At 64.0% G+C, this 17,820-nt stretch carries 22 protein-coding genes; 15 read left to right on the forward strand and 7 right to left on the reverse strand.

The annotated features are described in order from the left end of the window. The 3 genes from CWE17_RS06670 to CWE17_RS06680 all read left to right on the forward strand — a co-directional run. Positions 1 to 567, forward strand: a 567-nt coding sequence (locus CWE17_RS06670) for a DUF305 domain-containing protein (RefSeq protein ID WP_131455618.1), incomplete at its 5' end; no start/stop codon positions are given. A gap of 89 nt (positions 568 to 656) precedes the next feature. Further along, a complete protein-coding gene (locus CWE17_RS06675; protein WP_236629541.1) occupies positions 657 to 815 on the forward strand; it encodes a DUF3721 domain-containing protein in 159 nt (52 codons plus the stop codon). Continuing rightward, positions 812 to 1,081, forward strand: coding sequence for a hypothetical protein (locus CWE17_RS06680; RefSeq protein ID WP_131455619.1), 270 nt, complete (start codon positions 812 to 814; stop codon positions 1,079 to 1,081). Before CWE17_RS06675 ends, CWE17_RS06680 begins: the two co-directional genes overlap by 4 nt. 34 nt (positions 1,082 to 1,115) lie before the next feature. On the opposite strand, the gene CWE17_RS12375 is transcribed toward CWE17_RS06680, so the two are convergent. After that, entirely contained in the window at positions 1,116 to 1,382 is a 267-nt protein-coding gene (locus tag CWE17_RS12375) for a DUF411 domain-containing protein (RefSeq protein WP_236629519.1), read from the reverse strand. A 530-nt stretch (positions 1,383 to 1,912) separates the two neighbouring features. Here CWE17_RS12375 and CWE17_RS06690 point away from each other — a divergent pair. From CWE17_RS06690 to CWE17_RS06700, 3 genes are all read left to right on the forward strand, one after another. Continuing rightward, positions 1,913 to 2,662 (forward strand): recombinase family protein, encoded by a 750-nt coding sequence (locus CWE17_RS06690; protein ID WP_236629520.1) that lies wholly within the window; start codon positions 1,913 to 1,915, stop codon positions 2,660 to 2,662. Continuing rightward, positions 2,662 to 3,933 carry an 8-oxo-dGTP diphosphatase MutT gene (mutT, locus tag CWE17_RS06695; protein ID WP_131455965.1) on the forward strand — a complete coding sequence of 424 codons (1,272 nt, stop codon included), beginning with the start codon at positions 2,662 to 2,664 and terminating at the stop codon, positions 3,931 to 3,933. Before CWE17_RS06690 ends, mutT begins: the two co-directional genes overlap by 1 nt. 125 nt (positions 3,934 to 4,058) lie before the next feature. After that, the gene (locus CWE17_RS06700) at positions 4,059 to 5,105 is read left to right on the forward strand and encodes a carbohydrate kinase (protein ID WP_131455620.1); all 1,047 of its coding nucleotides are present in this window, start codon (positions 4,059 to 4,061) and stop codon (positions 5,103 to 5,105) included. Here CWE17_RS06700 and tsaE read toward each other — a convergent pair. Further along, positions 5,078 to 5,608: a tRNA (adenosine(37)-N6)-threonylcarbamoyltransferase complex ATPase subunit type 1 TsaE gene (gene tsaE, locus CWE17_RS06705; protein WP_131455621.1), complete on the reverse strand. Its 531-nt coding sequence runs from the start codon at positions 5,606 to 5,608 to the stop codon at positions 5,078 to 5,080. The two genes, CWE17_RS06700 and tsaE, sit on opposite strands and share 28 nt — an antisense overlap. A 24-nt stretch (positions 5,609 to 5,632) precedes the next feature. Here tsaE and ahcY point away from each other — a divergent pair, with 24 nt between their 5' ends. Together ahcY and CWE17_RS06715 are read left to right on the forward strand one after the other, a co-directional pair. Further along, positions 5,633 to 7,063: an adenosylhomocysteinase gene (gene ahcY, locus CWE17_RS06710; protein ID WP_131455622.1), complete on the forward strand. Its 1,431-nt coding sequence runs from the start codon at positions 5,633 to 5,635 to the stop codon at positions 7,061 to 7,063. Between the two features lie 60 nt (positions 7,064 to 7,123). After that, a complete protein-coding gene (locus tag CWE17_RS06715) occupies positions 7,124 to 7,783 on the forward strand; it encodes a DedA family protein (RefSeq protein WP_131455623.1) in 660 nt (219 codons plus the stop codon). A gap of 107 nt (positions 7,784 to 7,890) precedes the next feature. On the opposite strand, the gene CWE17_RS06720 is transcribed toward CWE17_RS06715, so the two are convergent. After that, positions 7,891 to 8,268, reverse strand: coding sequence for a single-stranded DNA-binding protein (locus CWE17_RS06720; RefSeq protein WP_131455624.1), 378 nt, complete (start codon positions 8,266 to 8,268; stop codon positions 7,891 to 7,893). 164 nt (positions 8,269 to 8,432) lie between these two features. Between CWE17_RS06720 and CWE17_RS06725 the strand changes: the two genes are divergently transcribed. The 7 genes from CWE17_RS06725 (at position 8,433) to CWE17_RS06755 (ending at position 14,786) form a co-directional block, all read left to right on the forward strand. Beyond that, positions 8,433 to 9,485: a rod shape-determining protein gene (locus tag CWE17_RS06725; protein ID WP_131455625.1), complete on the forward strand. Its 1,053-nt coding sequence runs from the start codon at positions 8,433 to 8,435 to the stop codon at positions 9,483 to 9,485. A 4-nt stretch (positions 9,486 to 9,489) separates the two neighbouring features. Beyond that, positions 9,490 to 10,236: a rod shape-determining protein MreC gene (mreC, locus tag CWE17_RS06730; protein ID WP_131455626.1), complete on the forward strand. Its 747-nt coding sequence runs from the start codon at positions 9,490 to 9,492 to the stop codon at positions 10,234 to 10,236. Then, on the forward strand, positions 10,236 to 10,742 hold the full coding sequence (mreD, locus tag CWE17_RS06735) for a rod shape-determining protein MreD (RefSeq protein WP_131455627.1): 507 nt from the start codon (positions 10,236 to 10,238) through the stop codon (positions 10,740 to 10,742). Before mreC ends, mreD begins: the two co-directional genes overlap by 1 nt. A 4-nt stretch (positions 10,743 to 10,746) precedes the next feature. Further along, complete coding sequence (locus CWE17_RS06740; RefSeq protein WP_131455628.1) at positions 10,747 to 12,066, forward strand: ABC transporter substrate-binding protein; 1,320 nt, start codon at positions 10,747 to 10,749, stop codon at positions 12,064 to 12,066. Positions 12,067 to 12,177: 111 nt separating this feature from the next. Next, a complete protein-coding gene (rpaB, locus tag CWE17_RS06745) occupies positions 12,178 to 12,948 on the forward strand; it encodes a response regulator transcription factor RpaB (RefSeq protein WP_131455629.1) in 771 nt (256 codons plus the stop codon). Between the two features lie 47 nt (positions 12,949 to 12,995). Continuing rightward, positions 12,996 to 14,477 (forward strand): lysine--tRNA ligase, encoded by a 1,482-nt coding sequence (gene lysS / locus CWE17_RS06750; protein ID WP_131455630.1) that lies wholly within the window; start codon positions 12,996 to 12,998, stop codon positions 14,475 to 14,477. 45 nt (positions 14,478 to 14,522) lie between these two features. After that, positions 14,523 to 14,786 (forward strand): hypothetical protein, encoded by a 264-nt coding sequence (locus tag CWE17_RS06755; protein WP_131455631.1) that lies wholly within the window; start codon positions 14,523 to 14,525, stop codon positions 14,784 to 14,786. 4 nt (positions 14,787 to 14,790) lie between these two features. Here the strand turns inward: CWE17_RS06755 and CWE17_RS06760 are convergent, their stop codons facing one another. The 4 genes from CWE17_RS06760 to egtB are packed head-to-tail and all read right to left on the reverse strand — an operon-like array spanning position 14,791 to position 17,738. Continuing rightward, positions 14,791 to 15,276: a hercynine metabolism protein gene (locus CWE17_RS06760; protein ID WP_131455632.1), complete on the reverse strand. Its 486-nt coding sequence runs from the start codon at positions 15,274 to 15,276 to the stop codon at positions 14,791 to 14,793. Continuing rightward, complete coding sequence (locus CWE17_RS06765) at positions 15,276 to 15,515, reverse strand: hercynine metabolism small protein (protein ID WP_131455967.1); 240 nt, start codon at positions 15,513 to 15,515, stop codon at positions 15,276 to 15,278. The genes CWE17_RS06760 and CWE17_RS06765 overlap by 1 nt, the downstream gene beginning before the upstream one ends. Before the next feature lie 28 nt (positions 15,516 to 15,543). Next, positions 15,544 to 16,515, reverse strand: a complete 972-nt coding sequence (gene egtD, locus CWE17_RS06770; RefSeq protein ID WP_240789294.1) for an L-histidine N(alpha)-methyltransferase — start codon at positions 16,513 to 16,515, stop codon at positions 15,544 to 15,546. Positions 16,516 to 16,535: 20 nt separating this feature from the next. Next, a complete protein-coding gene (gene egtB, locus CWE17_RS06775) occupies positions 16,536 to 17,738 on the reverse strand; it encodes an ergothioneine biosynthesis protein EgtB (RefSeq protein WP_206338364.1) in 1,203 nt (400 codons plus the stop codon). Positions 17,739 to 17,820 lie beyond the last annotated feature (82 nt).

A 17,820-nucleotide genomic window follows, 5' to 3' on the forward strand; every position in this document is an offset into this window, starting at 1 on the left:
CACCATGGGCATGACCATTCGGTGGGCCCTGCAGGCAGCACCTACGACCTGCGCTTTATCGATGGCATGGTGGAGCACCACGCCGGTGCGTTGCGGATGAGTGAGTACGTCTTCAATATCGGCGCCCCTGGGGTGGGAGCCCTTGCGAACAGCATCTGGGACGAACAGGCCCGTGAGATCAAGGCGATGCGCCAATGGCGCAAGGCCTGGTATCCGGATGCACCGGTTTATCCCGTGGCATTGCGCCCTAACGGGGACCCCAACTCCATGGCAGATCTGGTGCGCATGAGTCCTGATGTGATTGCCGCGATGCGCATGTCGGGAACGAAGCCAACGCGCGACAACAGGGTGCAGTGGTTCTTAGAGGGAATGATTGAGCACCATGGAGGCGCACTTCAGATGGCACATGAGGCTCGGCAAAACTCCACCAACCCCACCGTCCTTCGCCTGGCGCGCGAGATCATCGTCGCCCAGCGCAAAGAGATCATCGAACTCCGCAAGATGCTGCAAAGCGGAGGACTGAATAAGCCGGACTACTACAAATTTGATGGCCTTTTCGCGCTGTGAAAGCAATCACTTTTAATGCCTTCACCACAACGATGATGGGATGGATCTCCATCTCATTCGCCCTCGTCGCTGCTTTCGTTGTCCATCCCATGGCCAGCCATGCTCACAGCAAAGGCATCTACCAATCCAAAGCTGACGCGCAACAACGTGCCAGTGAGATTGGTTGCAATACGCTGCATCAGAACAACGGAAAGTGGATGCCCTGCGCAGATGAGCGTAAACTCCACCGCCAACTTCGCAAGCAATGAACCAACGACCGCTTTCACGGCGAGCACGCAAAGTTCACCGTTGGCTGGTTCCAATCGCCGCTGTTCCGTTGCTGATCACCGCAGGCACGGGATCTCTCTACAGCTTGCTCTTGGAGCAAGACATTGATGCCTTCTGGCTGCTGAAGATCCACACCGGGAATTTCGGTGTTCTGAATCTTCAGCCCGTCTACCCAATGCTCTTGGGTGGGCTCACCGTCATCGTCACAGTTTCGGGTGCAGCGATGCTGTTAAAACCATCGCGATGACCCCCGTTCCCCGAAGCGGTCTCCCTGAAACCGCTCAGTAGCGCGCAAAGACGGAGGTTGTTCCGTCATGGGCAATAGCGAGCACCTCGAAACGTTCAGCCTCAACGCCTGCCACCTCCATCCCAGGGGAACCCATTGGCATCCCTGGAACTGCCAGGCCACGGATATTGGGCCGTTCCGACAAAAGACGGTGGATCGCAGAAGCAGGCACATGCCCTTCGATCACGTATCCCTCCACCACAGCGGTGTGACAAGAAGCCTGTTGCGGACTGACACCACGCGCCTTCTTCACGGCATCCATGTCCTCGGTGACATGGTCCTCAATGCGGTATCCCGCTGAAGCGATGTGGGATCCCCATGACGTACAGCAACCGCAACTCGCCGATCGATACACCGTTATCTGTGGCCCGGTCGCACCACTAGTGACGGGCATCTCACCATCCCCTTTCGCATCACCATGCGCCTCAACCGGTTGACTCGCTGAAAGCAGAGAGACGACCACGAAGGCTCCGACCAAGCTCTGTCGCAAGGCAGTTGAACACAGGTGCGCAAAACGCGAAGCCTTCATGGATTCCTTTAGGAGACAAATGAGATCAAGCTCCGCATTATCGCGAGTTGAGCTTTGTCCAGACCAGTTCCAGGCTCTTGCTGGCATCGATGCGCAGACAGCACGAATCGTGCTGGAGAACTCGGTAGCTCTGAAGGTGGATAACTCGGGGCTTTATTGAGTTCAGCGTCGGCCTTCATGGCATGCGCTGACTACCCATCAATAAAGTTCGCTGTTACAGGTTCAACCGACGTAGACTTGTGGAACAACCGACTGGATTCCCGTTGTCTTTGCCTGATCGTCCTCTGAGTCCGAGTCGTTGGCTGGCCTACTACCGGGTCAGTACAGATCGCCAGGGAAACTCCGGCCTGGGCCTCGAAGCGCAGCGGGCCAAGGTTGAAGTAATGGCTTCCGAGCGGGGGGCTGTGATTGCGGCTGAATTCGTGGAGGTTGAGAGCGGTCGGAAGAACGATCGTCCTCAGTTGGCCGCGGCTCTGGCTCAGGCTCGCGCGGAGAAGGCTGTCATTGCTGTTGCCAAGATCGATCGTCTGGCTCGTGATGCTGGCTTCGTCTTGAAGCTCGCCAACGAGGCAGAAAAGAACGGGATGGGTGGCTTCATCTTCTGCGACTTGCCAGACATTGATGCCACCACCAGTGCTGGTCGGATGGTTCTCACGATGATGGCCAGCGTTGCTGAGTTCGAGGCACGTCGGATCAGCGAGCGAACTAAAGAAGCGTTGGCCGCGGCCAAGGCCCGAGGCGTGTGTCTTGGGGGGTACCGGGAAGGTGCTGCTCAGAAGGCGTCGGAGCGCAAGCAGAAGGCCATTGCTGAGGCGGAGGGACTGCGCGGGGTTCTTGAGCCAATGGTTCGTGCAGGCTTGAGCTACAGGGCCATGGCTGATGCGCTTGCAGGGGTTGGCAAGCTCAGCAGCACGGGAAAGCCACTGGCTCCGGCGCAGATCGGTCGGATCCTGCAGCGCTTGGGTTTGTCGGGAAAGCTGCTGGGCAGTGACCAGGCTTGGGTCGCTGCCTGATGGGTCAACGACGCAGCGCTGAGCATCGCGACTTCAGTCCTCTAGCGGCTGAGCTCAGTCACTCCCTGCTGGCCTGGTGGGAAGTCCACGGCCGGAAGGATCCTGCGCTGAAGCCGTGGATGTTCACCAAGGACGGAAGGTGGCCCGAGCCCCATGAACATCTCAATGTCCTGGAGTGCTGGATTGCCGAGGTGATGCTGCAGCAGACCCAGCTGCAGGTGGTGTTGCCCTACTGGCAGCGATGGATGGCGGCCTTCCCTTCGCTGAAGGCCCTGGCCGCTGCTGATGAGCAGGCGGTGCTGCTGCAGTGGCAGGGCATGGGCTACTACTCCCGTGCCCGGCGGCTGCTGGCCGCGGCCCGGCAGATGCAGGGGCAGATCACGGCCGGCCGGCCTGGCTCCGTAGCTTCCGCGGATCCCGCTGCCTGGCCCCAGGATCTGGAGACATGGCTGGAGCTCCCCGGCATCGGACGCAGCACCGCCGGCGGCATTCTCTCCTCGGCGTTCAACAGCCCCGTGGCAATTCTTGATGGCAATGTGCGCCGGGTGCTGGCGCGCCTGCAGGCCCATCCGCGCCCTCCGATGCGTTCGCAGGCTCAGTTCTGGCGGTGGAGTGAGGCGCTGATTGCCGCCGCGCCAGGCCGCGCCCGCGATTGCAATCAGGCTCTGATGGATCTGGGCGCCACCCTCTGCACGCCGCGCAATCCAGCCTGCAGCCGCTGTCCCTGGCAGGACCGCTGCGCTGCTTACGCTTCCGGCACGCCTGATGCCTTTCCTGTGGCCGAACCCTCCCGCTCCATTCCCTTTCAGGTGATCGGGGTAGGCGTTGTGCTCAACGATGCCGGCGAGGTGCTGATTGATCAACGGCTCAACGAGGGATTGCTCGGGGGGCTTTGGGAGTTTCCCGGCGGCAAGCAGGAACCGGGTGAAGCCATTGAGCACACCATCAGTCGGGAGCTGCGCGAGGAGCTGGCGATTGAGGTGGAGGTGGGTGAGTGTCTGATCAGCCTCGAGCATGCCTACAGCCACAAAAAGCTCCGCTTTGAGGTGCATCTCTGCCGTTGGAACTCAGGCGAACCGCAGCCCCTGGCCAGTCAGCAGGTGCGTTGGGTGCGGCCTGAAGACCTCGACGCCTATCCCTTCCCTGCCGCCAATACGCGGATCATCGCGGCCCTCCAGGAGCGCCTTGGCAGCTCTGCGGACGACTCCACCGCAGACTGCACCCCTGATTCCACCCCTGACTCAACAGTCGATCTGCCCCAGGCGAGCTAAGGCTGTTGATCGCCAATGCCTGTTGATCGCAAACAGCTGTGGATCGCAAGTAGCTGTTGAGTGGAAAGAGCTGTTGGCAGTTGGCTGCTCTCTGGCCACGCTGCAGGAATCTCTTCGTTCCCGCCATGGCTGAGTTGTCGCCGCAGGTGCTTTGTCTCGGAGAGGCCTTGGTGGATCGACTCGGTCCCCCCGGTGGCGATCCCTCCAGCGCTGCCCTCGAAGACTGCGATGACCGGCTTGGTGGTGCTCCTGCGAATGTGGCTTGCGCCCTGGCGCGGCTGGGCACGCCCGTCGCCTTCGTTGGCCGGCTCGGTGATGACGCGATCGGCGCCAGCTTCCATGAACTGCTTCAGGATCGTCATGTGGATCTGCGCGGCCTGCAGTGGGATCCGCAGCGTCCGACTCGGGTGGTGCTGGTGCGCCGACACAGCGATGGCGAGCGTGTGTTTCAGGGGTTCGCCGGCGATCACGGCGACGGTTTCGCCGACCAGGCCTTGGATCGAGCCCCCCTTGAGGTGGCCTGGGCACCCCTGGCTTCGGCCCTGCGCTGGTTGTTGATTGGCACCATCCCCTTGGCGAGCGAGGCATCGGCCGCGGCCCTGCAAGCAGCTGTGGCTCAGGCCAATCGCGATCATGTGCGCATCGCCCTTGATGTGAACTGGCGGCCCACCTTTTGGGATCCCTCCGCTTCCCCGGCTGCGGGCCCTGATCCGACCGCCCTGGCGGCCATGGCTCCCCTGCTGGAGCGGGCAGCGCTGCTCAAACTGGCGCGGGAGGAGGCCGACTGGCTCTTCAGCAGTGCTGATCCTGCGGTGATCAGCGCTTCGCTGCCCCAACGCCCCGATGTGGTGGTCACCGACGGCGGCGATCCCGTGCGCTGGTGTATTGCCGGTCACACAGGAGCGATGCCGGTGCTGGCGCCCCCTCGGGTGGTGGACACCACCGGTGCCGGTGATGCCTTCACCGCAGGCCTGTTGCATCAGCTGGTGCGGTTGACCCCGGCTGTTGGGCAGCCCCTGGCGCTCCATGGGGCCGTGGTGGAGCAGGTGGTGCGGTTCGCAGCAGCCTGTGGTGCGCTCGTGTGCGCCGGGGCTGGAGGGATCGACCCCCAGCCCTCAGCCGCCGATGTGGAGGCTTTTCTGGCTCAGGCGCCCGCTCCAGTCTCCGCCTGAACGACCGGCTTGCATAGCCGCGCCAGTCGTCCCTCAGCTTGTGCACCTACACCCTGCCGGTGGCTGAGCTCCAACCGCCAGGCGTCAGGTAGGGCGAGGCTCAGCCGCTCGGGCCACTCCACCACCAGCAGGGCACCCATGGCAGTCGCCTCCTCTTCCTCCTGCAGAAACAGGTCATCGGCGGCGCTGGGGAGCTCCAATCGATAGAGATCGAGATGCACCAGCGGCGGGGTGCCTTTGGGGTAGTGCTGGGCGAGGGCGAAGGTGGGGCTGGTGATCGGTTCCCCGATGCCCAGGCCGGCCGCCAGACCCTGCACCAGCGAGGTTTTGCCAGCGCCAAGCGGGCCCTGCAACAGCAGCAGCGATCGAGCCGGTAGACGCCTTGCCAAGGCGAGGCCGAGGGCGCGGGTGGCTTCCAGGTCTTCGAGGATCCAGGTGCCATCTGTAGATTGAAGGTCTGGCGAGCCCGAAGCCTCGGCGACTCTGCAGAGATTCCCGTCCACGTTCTCCCCAGGGAGCTTTAACTCATGGTGGCAACACCCACGGCAACGACCGGCCTGCAGGTCGCCGCTGACTACATCATTGCGGACATCAACCAGGCCGCGTTCGGGCGCAAGGAGCTCGACATCGCCGAGACCGAGATGCCCGGTCTGATGGCCCTGCGCGAGAAATACGGCAGCGAGAAGCCTCTGAAGGGTGCCCGCATCGCCGGCTCCCTGCACATGACGATCCAGACCGCCGTTCTGATCGAAACCCTGGTGGAGCTGGGCGCCGAAGTGCGCTGGGCTTCCTGCAACATCTTCTCCACCCAGGATCACGCTGCTGCCGCCATGGCCGCCCGTGGCATCCCCGTCTTCGCTGTGAAGGGCGAGACCCTTGAGGAGTATTGGGATTACACCCACCGCATCCTTGCCTGGGGCGACGGCGGTTCCCCCAACATGATCCTGGACGACGGTGGTGATGCCACCGGTCTGGTGATGCTGGGCAGCAAGGCTGAGCAAGACAGCAGTGTGCTCGATAACCCCTCCAATGAGGAGGAGACCTTCCTGTTCGCTTCAATCAAGAAGAAGCTTGCCGAAGATCCCAGCTTCTACAGCCGCACCAAGGCGCAGATCCAAGGTGTGACCGAAGAGACCACCACCGGCGTGGCCCGTCTCTACAAGATGCAGAAGAGCGGCGAACTTCCCTTCCCCGCCATCAACGTCAACGACTCGGTCACCAAGAGCAAGTTCGACAACCTCTATGGCTGCCGTGAGTCGCTGGTCGACTCCATCAAGCGCGCCACCGACGTGATGGTGGCCGGCAAACAGGCCCTGGTGATGGGCTACGGCGATGTGGGCAAGGGGTCCGCCCAGTCCCTGCGCGGCCTTGGTGCCACCGTCTGCATTGCTGAGGTCGATCCGATCTGTGCCCTGCAGGCGGCGATGGAGGGCTACCGCGTGGTCCGCCTCGAGGACGTCGTCGATCAGATGGACATCTTCGTGACCGCCACCGGCAACTACCAGGTGATCCGCCACGAGCACCTGGTCAAGATGAAGAACGAGGCGATTGTTTGCAACATCGGTCACTTCGACAACGAGATCGATGTGGCTTCCCTGAAGCAGTACGAGTGGGAGAACATCAAGCCCCAGGTCGATCACATCAGCCTGCCCAGCGGCAACCGGATCATCCTTCTCGCCGAAGGCCGTCTGGTGAACCTGGGATGCGCCACGGGTCACCCCAGCTTTGTGATGAGCAACTCCTTCACCAACCAGGTGCTGGCTCAGATCGAACTCTTCACCAAGGGGAATGAGTACGACAAGCAGGTGTACGTGCTGCCCAAGCACCTCGATGAGATGGTCGCCCGCCTGCACCTCGACCGCATCGGCGCCAAGCTCACCGAGTTGAGCAAGGACCAGGCCCACTACATCAATGTGCCTGTGGAAGGTCCCTACAAGCCTGACCACTACCGCTACTGATCCCTGCGATCAGCGCTGTTCCCGCCCCATGGAAGACTTGCGCCAACGTGCGCGGGCTCCATGGGGCTTTCTGAATTCGTCACCCAGCTGCCGGACTGGATCGGTCAGGCCGTGGAAGCCAACCCCTGGGCCGGGTATGCCGCCATCTTTGCGGCGATGTTTCTCGAGAATCTCTTCCCACCGATTCCCTCTGAGCTGATCATGCCCCTGGGGGGCTTTTACGTGCAGCAGGGCCAGCTGCAGTTGATCCCGGTGGTGCTGGCGGGCCTGATTGGCACCGTGCTCGGGGCTTTGCCTTGGTACGGCATTGGCCGTCTGATCAATGAAGAGCGGATCGAGCAGTGGCTCAGCCGCCACGGCCGCTGGATCGGCATCAGCCCAGAGGAATTGGCCCGCAGCCGTCGTTGGTTCAGCCGCTACGGCACCGCCCTGGTGTTCTGGGGACGTCTTGTGCCCGGGATCCGCACCTTGATCTCGGTGCCAGCCGGAATCGAGCTGATGCCGATGGCGCCGTTCCTGATCTGGACCACCGCCGGCAGCTTGATTTGGACCCTGCTGCTCACCCTGGCTGGGGTTGCCCTGGGGGAGAGCTACAGCAACGTGGAGCTGTGGATCGACCCTGTGTCGAAGGTGATCAAGGTGGTGCTGGTGATCGCCCTGTTGGCGGCCGCCATTTGGCTCGGCCTGAGGATCTGGCGCCGCCGCAACACCGCCGACTGATCCGGCCACTGAACCATTGATCTGAGCCCGTTGATCTGAGCTCGTTGACCTGGTCAAGGGGCAGATGCGGAGTCCCAAAAGGTGGACTCCTCTGCCCCTTGCTCAGCTCAGAAGGGCACTTCCTCTTCGCTGGGGCTGCCGCCGAAGCCACCTGATGCTCCCTCGCTGTCGCGCTTGGAACCCAGCAGCTCAAGGCGATCCACCCGCACCACGGGTTTGCTGCGCTCCTCACCGCTGTTGCGGTCGGTCCAGCGGTCGAGCTTGAAGCTGCCGATGATTCCGAGCAGGGATCCTTTCTTGACGTAATCAGCGGCGACCTGGGCCTGCTTGCCCCAGATCTCGAGGTTGAACCAATCCGGCTCGTCGTCGCGGCTGCGGCGGTTCACGGCCATGGTGAGGTTGGCCACCATGCTTCCGGATTCGAAGTAACGCACCTCGGGGTCGCGGCCAGCTCGGCCGACCAAGGTGACGGAATTGACGCCCATGAATGTCTCCTGTGTGTTGGGTCAATGATGCGCCAAAGCGGCCATCTGTGACGGCTGCCCTGGCTGCTTTTTAGAAGTTCCACCCTCGGGGCCGCTTGTATCAGGACAGGGGCTGAAGGGCCGCTCAACTGCCCCTATGATTCGCCGACCTGAGCCGTTCCAAGGTGCTTTTCCGTCGTTTCCAGCTGTCCCGCGACATAGGGATCGACCTCGGCACGGCCAACACGCTGATCTACGTCTCTGGCCGCGGCATCGTGCTGCAGGAGCCCTCCGTGGTGGCCCTTGATCTCGAGCGTGGCGTGCCCCTGGCGGTGGGTGATGAGGCGAAACTGATGCTGGGCCGCACCCCCGGGAATATCAAGGCTGTTCGTCCCCTCAAGGACGGCGTGATCGCTGACTTTGATGCTGCTGAGCAGATGCTCAAGAGCTTCATCCAGAAGGGCAATGAAGGTCGCGGCATCGTCGCGCCCCGGTTGGTGGTGGGCATCCCCAGCGGCGTCACCGGCGTGGAGCGCCGTGCTGTGCGGGAGGCCGGTTTGGCTGGTGCTCGCGAAGTGCACCTGATCGATGAGCCCGTGGCTGCGGCCATTGGCGCCGGTCTGCCTGTGACCGAACCGGTGGGCACGATGATTGTTGATATCGGTGGTGGTACCACCGAAGTGGCGGTGCTGAGCCTGGGCGGCACTGTTCTGAGCGAATCCGTGCGCGTTGCGGGCGACGAGATCAGCGATGCGATTGGGGTGTACCTCAAGAAGGTTCACAACCTTGTGGTTGGTGAGCGCACCGCTGAAGACATCAAGATCCGGATTGGCTCGGCATTCCCCGACAACGACTTCGACCAGACCGTCATGGATGTGCGCGGTCTGCACCTGCTCTCCGGACTGCCCCGGACGATCCAGCTCCGGGCCGGTGACCTGCGCGAAGCGATTGCTGAACCGCTCAACGTGATCGTGGAAGCTGTGAAGCGGACCCTCGAGCGCACCCCGCCCGAGCTCGCCGCCGACATCGTCGATCGCGGAATCATGCTGGCCGGTGGCGGCGCTCTCGTGCGTGGGATCAGCGATCTGATCAGCCACGAAACGGGAATCTTCACCCACATCGCCGAAGACCCCCTGCTGTGTGTGGTCAATGGTTGTGGCCAGGTGCTGGAGGACTACAAGCGTCTGCAGCGTGTGCTCGACACCCCCGAATACGTGCGTAACTCAGTGACGGCCTGAGCCCATGGGTTCCTCCCAGTGGCCGATGGGTACCCGCCTGCGCAGTTGGCGGCGTCTCTGGCCCTGGCTTGCTCTGATCGCTGCCCTTGCTGCCGTGCGCTGGAGCAAGGGTGCGGCCTTCTCTGATGCCTATGCCCTGCTGAGCCGGCCGTTCTGGCCAGGGTCAGCTCAGCGGGAGTGGCTGCAATCCTCTGGCAACCTTGAGCTTCAGGCTCGCCTGCAGTTGCTCCAGCAGGACAACGATCGCCTGCGCGGTTTGCTGGATCTCGACCGCAACAGCGAGAAGGACAAGCGGGTTTCTGCGGCGGTGATCTCCCGGCGCACGGAGGGTTGGTGGCAGCAGCTGGAGCTGGGGCAGGGATCCGCTGCAGGGATCGCCCCTGGCGATGCGGTGATGGGGCCCGGTGGACTGCTGGGTCGCGTGCAGAGCGTCACCCCTGCGACGTCCAGGGTGCGGTTGCTGACCGCACCGGGCAGCCAGGTGGGCGTCTGGGTGGCTCGCACTCAGCAACACGGTCTTCTGGTGGGACTGGGCACTAGCCATCCCCAGCTGCGCTTTCTCGACAAGGATGTGAAGGCGCGCCCGGGTGATCTGGTGAGCACCTCCCCCGCCAGCACTCTGTTGCCCCCCAACCTGCCAGTGGCGGTGATTCAGTCGATCAACGGGCGGGCCGTTCCGGCACCGGAGGCCCTGGTGCAGTTGGTGGCGTCTCCTGAGGCCATCGACTGGGTGCAGGTGCAGACCCGCTGATGGCGCGCCTTCACCAACAGCCGATCTGTGTCGCTTCTGCGCTTTTGGTGCCCTTGCTCACCCTGGCGACACCCGGCTGGCTGACCCTCTCAGGGGTGGCCCCCAGCTGGTCGATTCTCTGGTTGCTGCCCTGGTCGCTGGTGGATGGCCCGGTGTCTGGAACGATCGCAGCGGCCTGTCTTGGGCTGGTGCTTGATGGACTCGGGGGCGCTGGCCTCACCCAGCTGCCGGTGCTGATGCTGCTCGGCTGGTGGTGGGGGCGGCTCGGGCGGCGGGGCCGACCGATCGAACGCAGCCTCAATCTCGGCCTGCTCGCCTGGATTGGCACCATGCTGCTCGGTCTCAGTTTCTGGCTGCAATGGCGTGTGCTCTCGGGTCTCGATGCACCGCTCTTTCAGCACTGGGCCTGGCGCCAATGTTTGCTGCAGGCGTTGATCACCGCCCTGCTGGCGCCGATGCTGGCGTCGTGGCAATTGCTGATCTGGCGTCGACGTGCACCGGCCTGATCTGATGCTCAAATCGCCTCGCTTCCGAACCCTGTTCACCGGCCTGATCCTGACCGGATCGGTCCTCATCGGTTGGGGCTGCCGGCCGGCCCAGCGCTCGGATCTGGCGCCACAGGGGCCGCTCCAGCTTTGGACCCTCCAGCTGGCACCCAAATTCAACCCCTACATGGATGGGGTGATCCATGCCTGGGAACGGGGCCATCCCAAGGACCCCGTGCGCTGGACAGACCTGCCCTGGGGCTCGGTGGAGCGCAAGCTGCTGGCTGCTGTCTTCGCGCGTACCGCGCCGGATGTGGTGAATCTGAATCCGCCCTTTGCAGCCAACCTCGCCAGTAAGGGCGGCCTGACGGACCTCACGCCCTTGCTGCCCGCGGGAGCGGCGGAGCGCTACCTGCCCTCGGTCTGGCAGGCAGCGAGGGATCCTCAGGCGGGCCAGATCGCTGTGCCCTGGTATCTCACTGTGCGCCTGAGCCTGGTGAACCGTGGCTTGCTTCAGCAGGCAGGCCTAGAGCAGCCGCCCCGGCGTTGGCAGGAGGTGCCGGCCTTTGCGCGTCAGATCCGCCGCACCACAGGTCGCTATGGACTGTTTGTGACCGTGGTTCCCGACGACTCCGCTGAGCTGCTCGAATCGATGGTGCAGATGGGGGTGACCCTGCTGGATGACCGGCAGCGGGCTGCTTTCAACACCCCGGAGGGGCGACGTGCCTTTGCCTTCTGGAGTGATCTCTACAGGGAAGGCTTGCTGCCTCGCGAAGTGGTGAGCCAGGGGCAGCGGCGAGCGATTGAGCTCTATCAGAGCGGTGAGCTGGCGGTGCTGGCCAGCGGCGCTGAGTTTCTGCGCAGCATCCAAACCAATGCCCCCGGCATTGCCGCCCGCACCGAACCTTTCCCACCCCTCACCGGTGCGGATGGCACCGCCAATGTCGCCTTGATGACCCTGGCGGTGCCCCGTCAGAGCAGTCGCCCTCAGCAGGCAGCGGACCTTGCTCTTTTCCTGACCAACGCTCCTAATCAAACCCGTTTCGCCAGGGAGGCCCGGGTGCTTCCCTCCTCGCGCGATGCCCTGCAGCAGGTGCTCAGGGAGCTGGAGGCAGAGCGACCGGCGAATGGCCAGGAGGCCCAGATCCGCCAGGCCCGCTTGCTATCGGCCCGCACCCTGGAGCGAGCCCGGGTGCTGGTGCCAGCGAGCCCCGGCATCAAGCGCCTGCAGGCCATCATCTACACGCAGCTCCAGCGGGCGATGCTCGGCCAGATCAGCAGCGATCAGGCGGTGACCGAGGCGGCCCGGCAGTGGAATCGCTACGCCGAGGCCCGTTGGCCCTGAACAGAGGTCTTAATCCTTAAAAGAATCAAAAGCCTTGGGGCGGCGTGATCCCTTGGCTCGTGTTCTGTTTGGGCTGAACGGTAGGGTTGCGGCTCCTGATGCAGCGTTCGCATGCCCGAGCCCGGGCCATCCACTGCTCCGAAGGCCACGATCCTGGTGGTGGATGACGAACCTGCCGTGCGGCGCGTGCTGGTGATGCGCCTGCAATTGGCCGGCTACCAGGTGATTTGCGCCGAAGACGGCGAAGAAGCCCTCGAGCGTTTTCACAAGGACAGCCCCGATCTGGTGGTGCTCGATGTGATGCTCCCGAAGCTGGATGGCTTTGCGGTGTGCCGTCGGCTGCGGGCCGAATCCTGCGTGCCGATCATTTTCCTGTCTGCACTGGAGGCGATCTCCGAGCGGGTGGCCGGTCTTGATCTGGGTGCCGACGATTACCTGCCCAAACCGTTCAGTCCCAAGGAGCTTGAGGCGCGAATCGCTTCGATCCTTCGCCGGGTTGGCCGGGGGTCGGCTGCCGCGGAGCCTCGGGATGTGCCCGTTGGTCAAGGGGTGCTGCGGGTCGGTGATTTGGTGGTGGATACCAACCGTCGTCAGGTGACTCGTGGCAGCGAACGCATTTCCCTCACCTATACGGAGTTCAGCCTGTTGGAGCTGCTGTTCCGTGAGCCCGGACGCGTGGTGCCCCGGGCCGAGATCCTTGAGCAGCTCTGGGGGTATCCCCCTCGCCGTGCTGCCGATCTGCGCGTGGTGGATGTCTACGTCGCCCGCCTGCGCGGCAAGCTCGAGCCCGATCCCCGCAATCCGGAACTGATCCTCACCGTGCGCGGGATCGGTTACGCCTCCCAGCGCATGGGTGATCTGCCTGCCGCTGTCAACGCCTGAACCCGGGCGACTGGTCGGGCAGGATGGCGCCGACTGCATGCGCCCCCTTGTCTGACCTGCGCGAGACCCGTCTGGAGAAGGCCAACGCCCTGCGCGAGCTTGGCCAGGAGCCCTACGCCCTGCGTTTCGAGCCGAGCCATCGCACCGATCAGCTCCAGGCTGACCATGCCGATCTGCCCAATGGAGAGGAGCGGCAGCTGGAGGTGGCGGTCGCCGGTCGGGTGATGACCCGTCGGGTGATGGGCAAGCTCGCCTTTTTTACCCTCGCGGATGAAACCGGTTCGATCCAGCTCTATCTGGAGAAGGCCAGCCTGGGTGAATCGTTCAGCCAGCTCACCACCCTGGTGGATGCGGGTGATCTGATTGGTGTGCGCGGCAGCCTGCGCCGCACCGACCGGGGCGAGCTGTCGGTGAAGGTGAGCGACTGGCGGATGCTCACCAAGGCTCTCCAGCCTCTCCCGGACAAGTGGCACGGCCTGGCGGACGTGGAGAAGCGCTACAGGCAGCGCTACCTCGATCTGATCGTCAGCCCCCAGTCGCGGGAGACCTTCCGGCGCCGCGCCCTGATGGTGAGTGCGATCCGGCGCTGGCTCGATGAACGCGCCTTTTTGGAAATTGAAACGCCGGTGCTGCAGGCGGAGGCCGGTGGTGCCGAGGCGCGTCCGTTCATCACCCACCACAACACCCTCGACCTGCCCCTCTACCTGCGGATCGCCACGGAGCTTCACCTCAAGCGACTCGTGGTGGGGGGCTTCGAGCGGGTCTATGAGCTGGGGCGCATCTTCCGCAACGAAGGTGTCAGTACCCGCCACAACCCCGAGTTCACCTCGGTGGAGGTGTATCAGGCCTATGCCGATTACACCGACATGATGGATCTCACCGAGCAGCTGATCGCGTCGGTGGCTGAGCAGATTTGCGGCGGTACCCGCATCACCTACCAGGGCACGGAGGTGGATCTGACTCCCCCCTGGCGGCGCGCCACCATGCATGAGTTGGTGCAGGAGGCCACCGGTCTCGACTTCAACGCCTTTGCTGATCGCGCAGCAGCAGCAGCGGCGATGGAGGCCGCTGGTCTGGAGGTGCCTGAAAAAGCCGACAGCGTGGGCCGGTTGCTGAATGAGGCCTTTGAGCAACGGGTGGAGGCGGAGCTGATTCAGCCCACCTTTGTGACCGATTACCCGGTGGAGATTTCGCCGCTGGCACGCAAGCACCGCAGCAAGCCAGGGCTGGTGGAGCGCTTTGAGCTGTTCATCGTCGGCCGGGAGACCGCCAATGCCTTCAGTGAGCTCATCGATCCCCTCGACCAGCGACAGCGTCTCGAGGATCAGCAGGCCCGGCGGGCGGCTGGAGACGATGAGGCCCATGGGGTGGATGAGGATTTCCTTCAGGCCCTCGAGGTGGGCATGCCCCCCACGGGTGGCCTCGGGATCGGCATCGATCGCCTGGTGATGCTGCTCACCGATAGCCCTTCGATCCGTGATGTGATCGCCTTCCCGCTCATGCGCCCAGAAACCCGTACAGAGCCCTGAACCGTCAACGTGGATAATTAGACCCAGTGGCAGGGTCCTCTTCCCATGAGTGGCGAGCGCGTAGGTTTCCGCTTCAAACACGCCGATGCGGTGGTCAAGCGCAATCCCCAGGGGCGTTCTCGCCGCGGTTGGGTGATGGAGCCGGTGGAGCAGACCACCAGCCGGGGCACCAAGATGCCCGCTTACCGAATCCGCTGGCGCGACAGTGAACGCCCCGAGATCGTGCTCCAGCACATGCTGATCGCCGATCCCGATCCCACTCCGCCGCCCGAGAACGTGAGCCTGGTGCCCCCGGCTCCCAAGGCCTGATCCATCAGCTGAAGCCCTGACGGCGCCTCAGCTCCTCCAATTCTTGCTTTGCTTCAAACAGGGCCCAGTCTTCTTCGAGGCTGCGGCCCTGTTGCTGTTTTGCAGCCGTGTGCTGGAGCTGGTTGAGCTGGGTGTTCAGGTCCTGGAACTGTTGACCCAGCCCCTCCAGTTCGCCCCACAGCTGCCGGCCCTGGTCCATCAGGCTCTGCACATGGGCCTCAGCCCGTCCAGCCAGATCCTTGGCGCCAGCAGCGCGAGCCCGGCTGCAGCGGGCCTGCCAGTCGCGCACCTCTGAGGCGAGGGCCAGCAGCTGGCGGCGGTGCTCCTCCGCCTGCTCCTGGAGCTGAGCGCGCCGACGCTGTAGATCTTGCTGCCGATCACGCAGGTGCTGTTCGCGCAGCAGTTGCTCCTGCTGGGGATTGGAGCGCAGAAAGGCATTGAGGCGTTCCTCGAGGTTGCGCTCAAGCTGATCCAGCCAGGTGGGGGCCATCAGCCGTCGTCCTGCCCATCGGGGGCTTTGGTGATCAACGGGGCTTCGATCTCCTGCTGCAGCGGGGTGATCGCCCCATCACGGGAGCGCAGCAGAAGCTGTGTCAGCCGAGCGACCGATCCTTCCCCAACCTCCAGCTCGCTGAGTCGTTCGAAGGCCTGCCGATAGAGCGCTTCCAGTTCATCGATCAATGATTCCCGCTGCTGGCGGATGGTGCGGCGTTGCTCCTCACGGCTCATGGCGGCAGCGGTGCGCGGTGACTGATGGTCAGTCTGCCGCCTCCAGCAGGTGCAGAGAGAGGCTGTCGTCGGGGTCATGCCAACGGCGCGCGCAGCGCCATCCCGCCTCTGCAGCCAGCTCGATCGCCATTACAGGGCTGTACTTCACGCTGTATTCGGTCACCAGCGTTTCACCGTCGTCGAAGCTCCAGTGCTCATCGGCGATGGAGACCTGTTGGGGGCAACGGCTGATCAGGGCCATCTCCACTCGACTGGCCTCCGGTTGCCAGCGGGCCCGGTAGCGGAAGCGTTGGGGATCGAAGTTGGCCTGCAGATCCTGGTTGAGGCGATGGAGCAGATTGCGGGCAAAGGCAGCCGACACCCCGGCGGCATCGTCATAGGCCGCCTCCAGTACCGACGCCGGCTTGGGGTGATCAAGGCCCAGCAGCAGGGGGCCGCCGGCCAGGATCCTCCGGAAGCGCCGCAGCAGCTCCACCGCGTCCTGGCGGTTGAAATTGCCCAGGGAGCTGCCGGGGAAGAACCCCAGGCGTCGCTGGCCCCGCAGCAAGGGATGGACAGGCAGGGTCTCCAGTTGGCTGTGGTCACAGCAGATGCCGAGCATGGCCACCGTCGGATGGGCCTGCTGCAGCTTGGTGATCGCCTGCTGGAGATGGTCGGCGCTGATGTCGAGGGCGACGTAAGCCGGAGGCTGCAGGGCCTTCAGCAGTGGCCCCACCTTGCGGGCACTGCCGGCCCCGAACTCCACGATCACGCCATCACCGAGGGCTGCAGCGATCTCGCGGGCCTTGCACTCCAGCAGGTTGATTTCGGTGCGGGTGAGCCCGTATTCCGGTTGTTCGCAGATCCTGTCAAAGAGTTTGGAGCCTTCGGCGTCGTAAAGGAACCAGGCCGGCAGCTGGCGTGGTTGGCGCGCCATGCCATCGCGCACAAGCTGGCGCATGTCGGCGGCGGGGGGATGGAGGTCGATCAGGTCGATCGCGTGAGGTCTCGGGAGATTCATCTGACTGGTCATCTGGCTGGTTACCTGGCCAGGCGAAGGCCGGCGGCCATCCAGCGGCTCGCCGGCGGGAAGAAGTTCCGGTAGGTGAGACGGCTGTGACCCTTGGGAGTCAGGCGGCTACTGCCCCGCAGCACGAACTGGGAGGTCATGAACTTGCCGTTGTATTCCCCTACGGCCCCGGCCGCCGGCTGGAAGCCCGGATAGGGGCGGTAGGGGCTAGCGGTCCATTGCCAGAGGTCTCCTGTGGCTTGAAGGAGCTCATCGCTGCGCTCGCGGGCGCTCAGCTCCCACTCCGCTTCGCTCGGCAGGCGGGCACCGGCCCAGCGGGCATAGGCATCCGCTTCGAACCAGCTGATGTGCCTGACAGGGCGTTGCGGTTGCAGGGGTTGTCGGCCCGCCAGGGTGAATTCCCACTGCCAGGGTGCGTCAGGGTCCTCCCGGCGCCAGTAGCGGGGGGCTTGCCACGCTTTCGTTTGGCACAGGCTCCAGCCTTCGCTCATCCATAGCTCCGGCCGCTGGTAGCCCCCGTCGGTGATGAACTGCTGGTAGTCGGCATTGGTCACCAACCGGTCCGCGAGCGCGAACGGCTCCAGCCAGACCCGGTGGCGCGGCCCCTCATTGTCGAAATGGAAGCTGTCGTGATGCGAGGCATGGCCGATCTCGACCAGGCCTCCGGGATGCTCCAGCCAGCGGCGCTCGCTGCCGGGTGCTTCCTTCGCCTCCTCCCAGTCGCTGCGGTAGCAGGGCTCCAGGGGCTGGCGACTGAATCCATCGAGTAGGTCCATCAGCAGCAGTTCCTGGTGCTGCTGCTCGTGCTGCAGTCCGAGCTCCACCAGGCCGCTCCAACGGCGATCCTCGCCAGCGCTGAACAGTTGCTCCAGAGAGGCATCGACTCGCCGGCGCCAGGCGAGCACATCGGCGATCGCCGGTCGGCTGAGCAGGCCGCGCTGGGGTCTGGGTTGTCGGGGCCCGACGGTCTCGTAATAGGAATTGAACAAGTAGCCCCAGCGGGGATCAGCCGGGCGGTGATCTGGCTGAAACGGCCCGAGCACGAAGGTTTCGAAGAACCAGGTGGTGTGTGCCAGGTGCCATTTGGGTGGGCTGGCATCGGCCATTCCCTGCAAGCAGAGATCCTCCGGTTCGAGGGGGGCGATCAGCGATTCGCTGGCGCGGCGCACCGTCAGCAGGCGAGACAGCAGGGGCTGCTGCGTGCTGAGGACCATCCCATGCGGGCGACTGCGGCAGACCCTAGGTGCTGATCAATTGCGGTGCAGGTGGCGCTGGGCCCCTACCATCGGCCCACTG

Origin of the sequence: Synechococcus sp. BS56D, from assembly GCF_004332405.1 — a bacterium.
GTDB lineage: Bacteria > Cyanobacteriota > Cyanobacteriia > PCC-6307 > Cyanobiaceae > Synechococcus_C.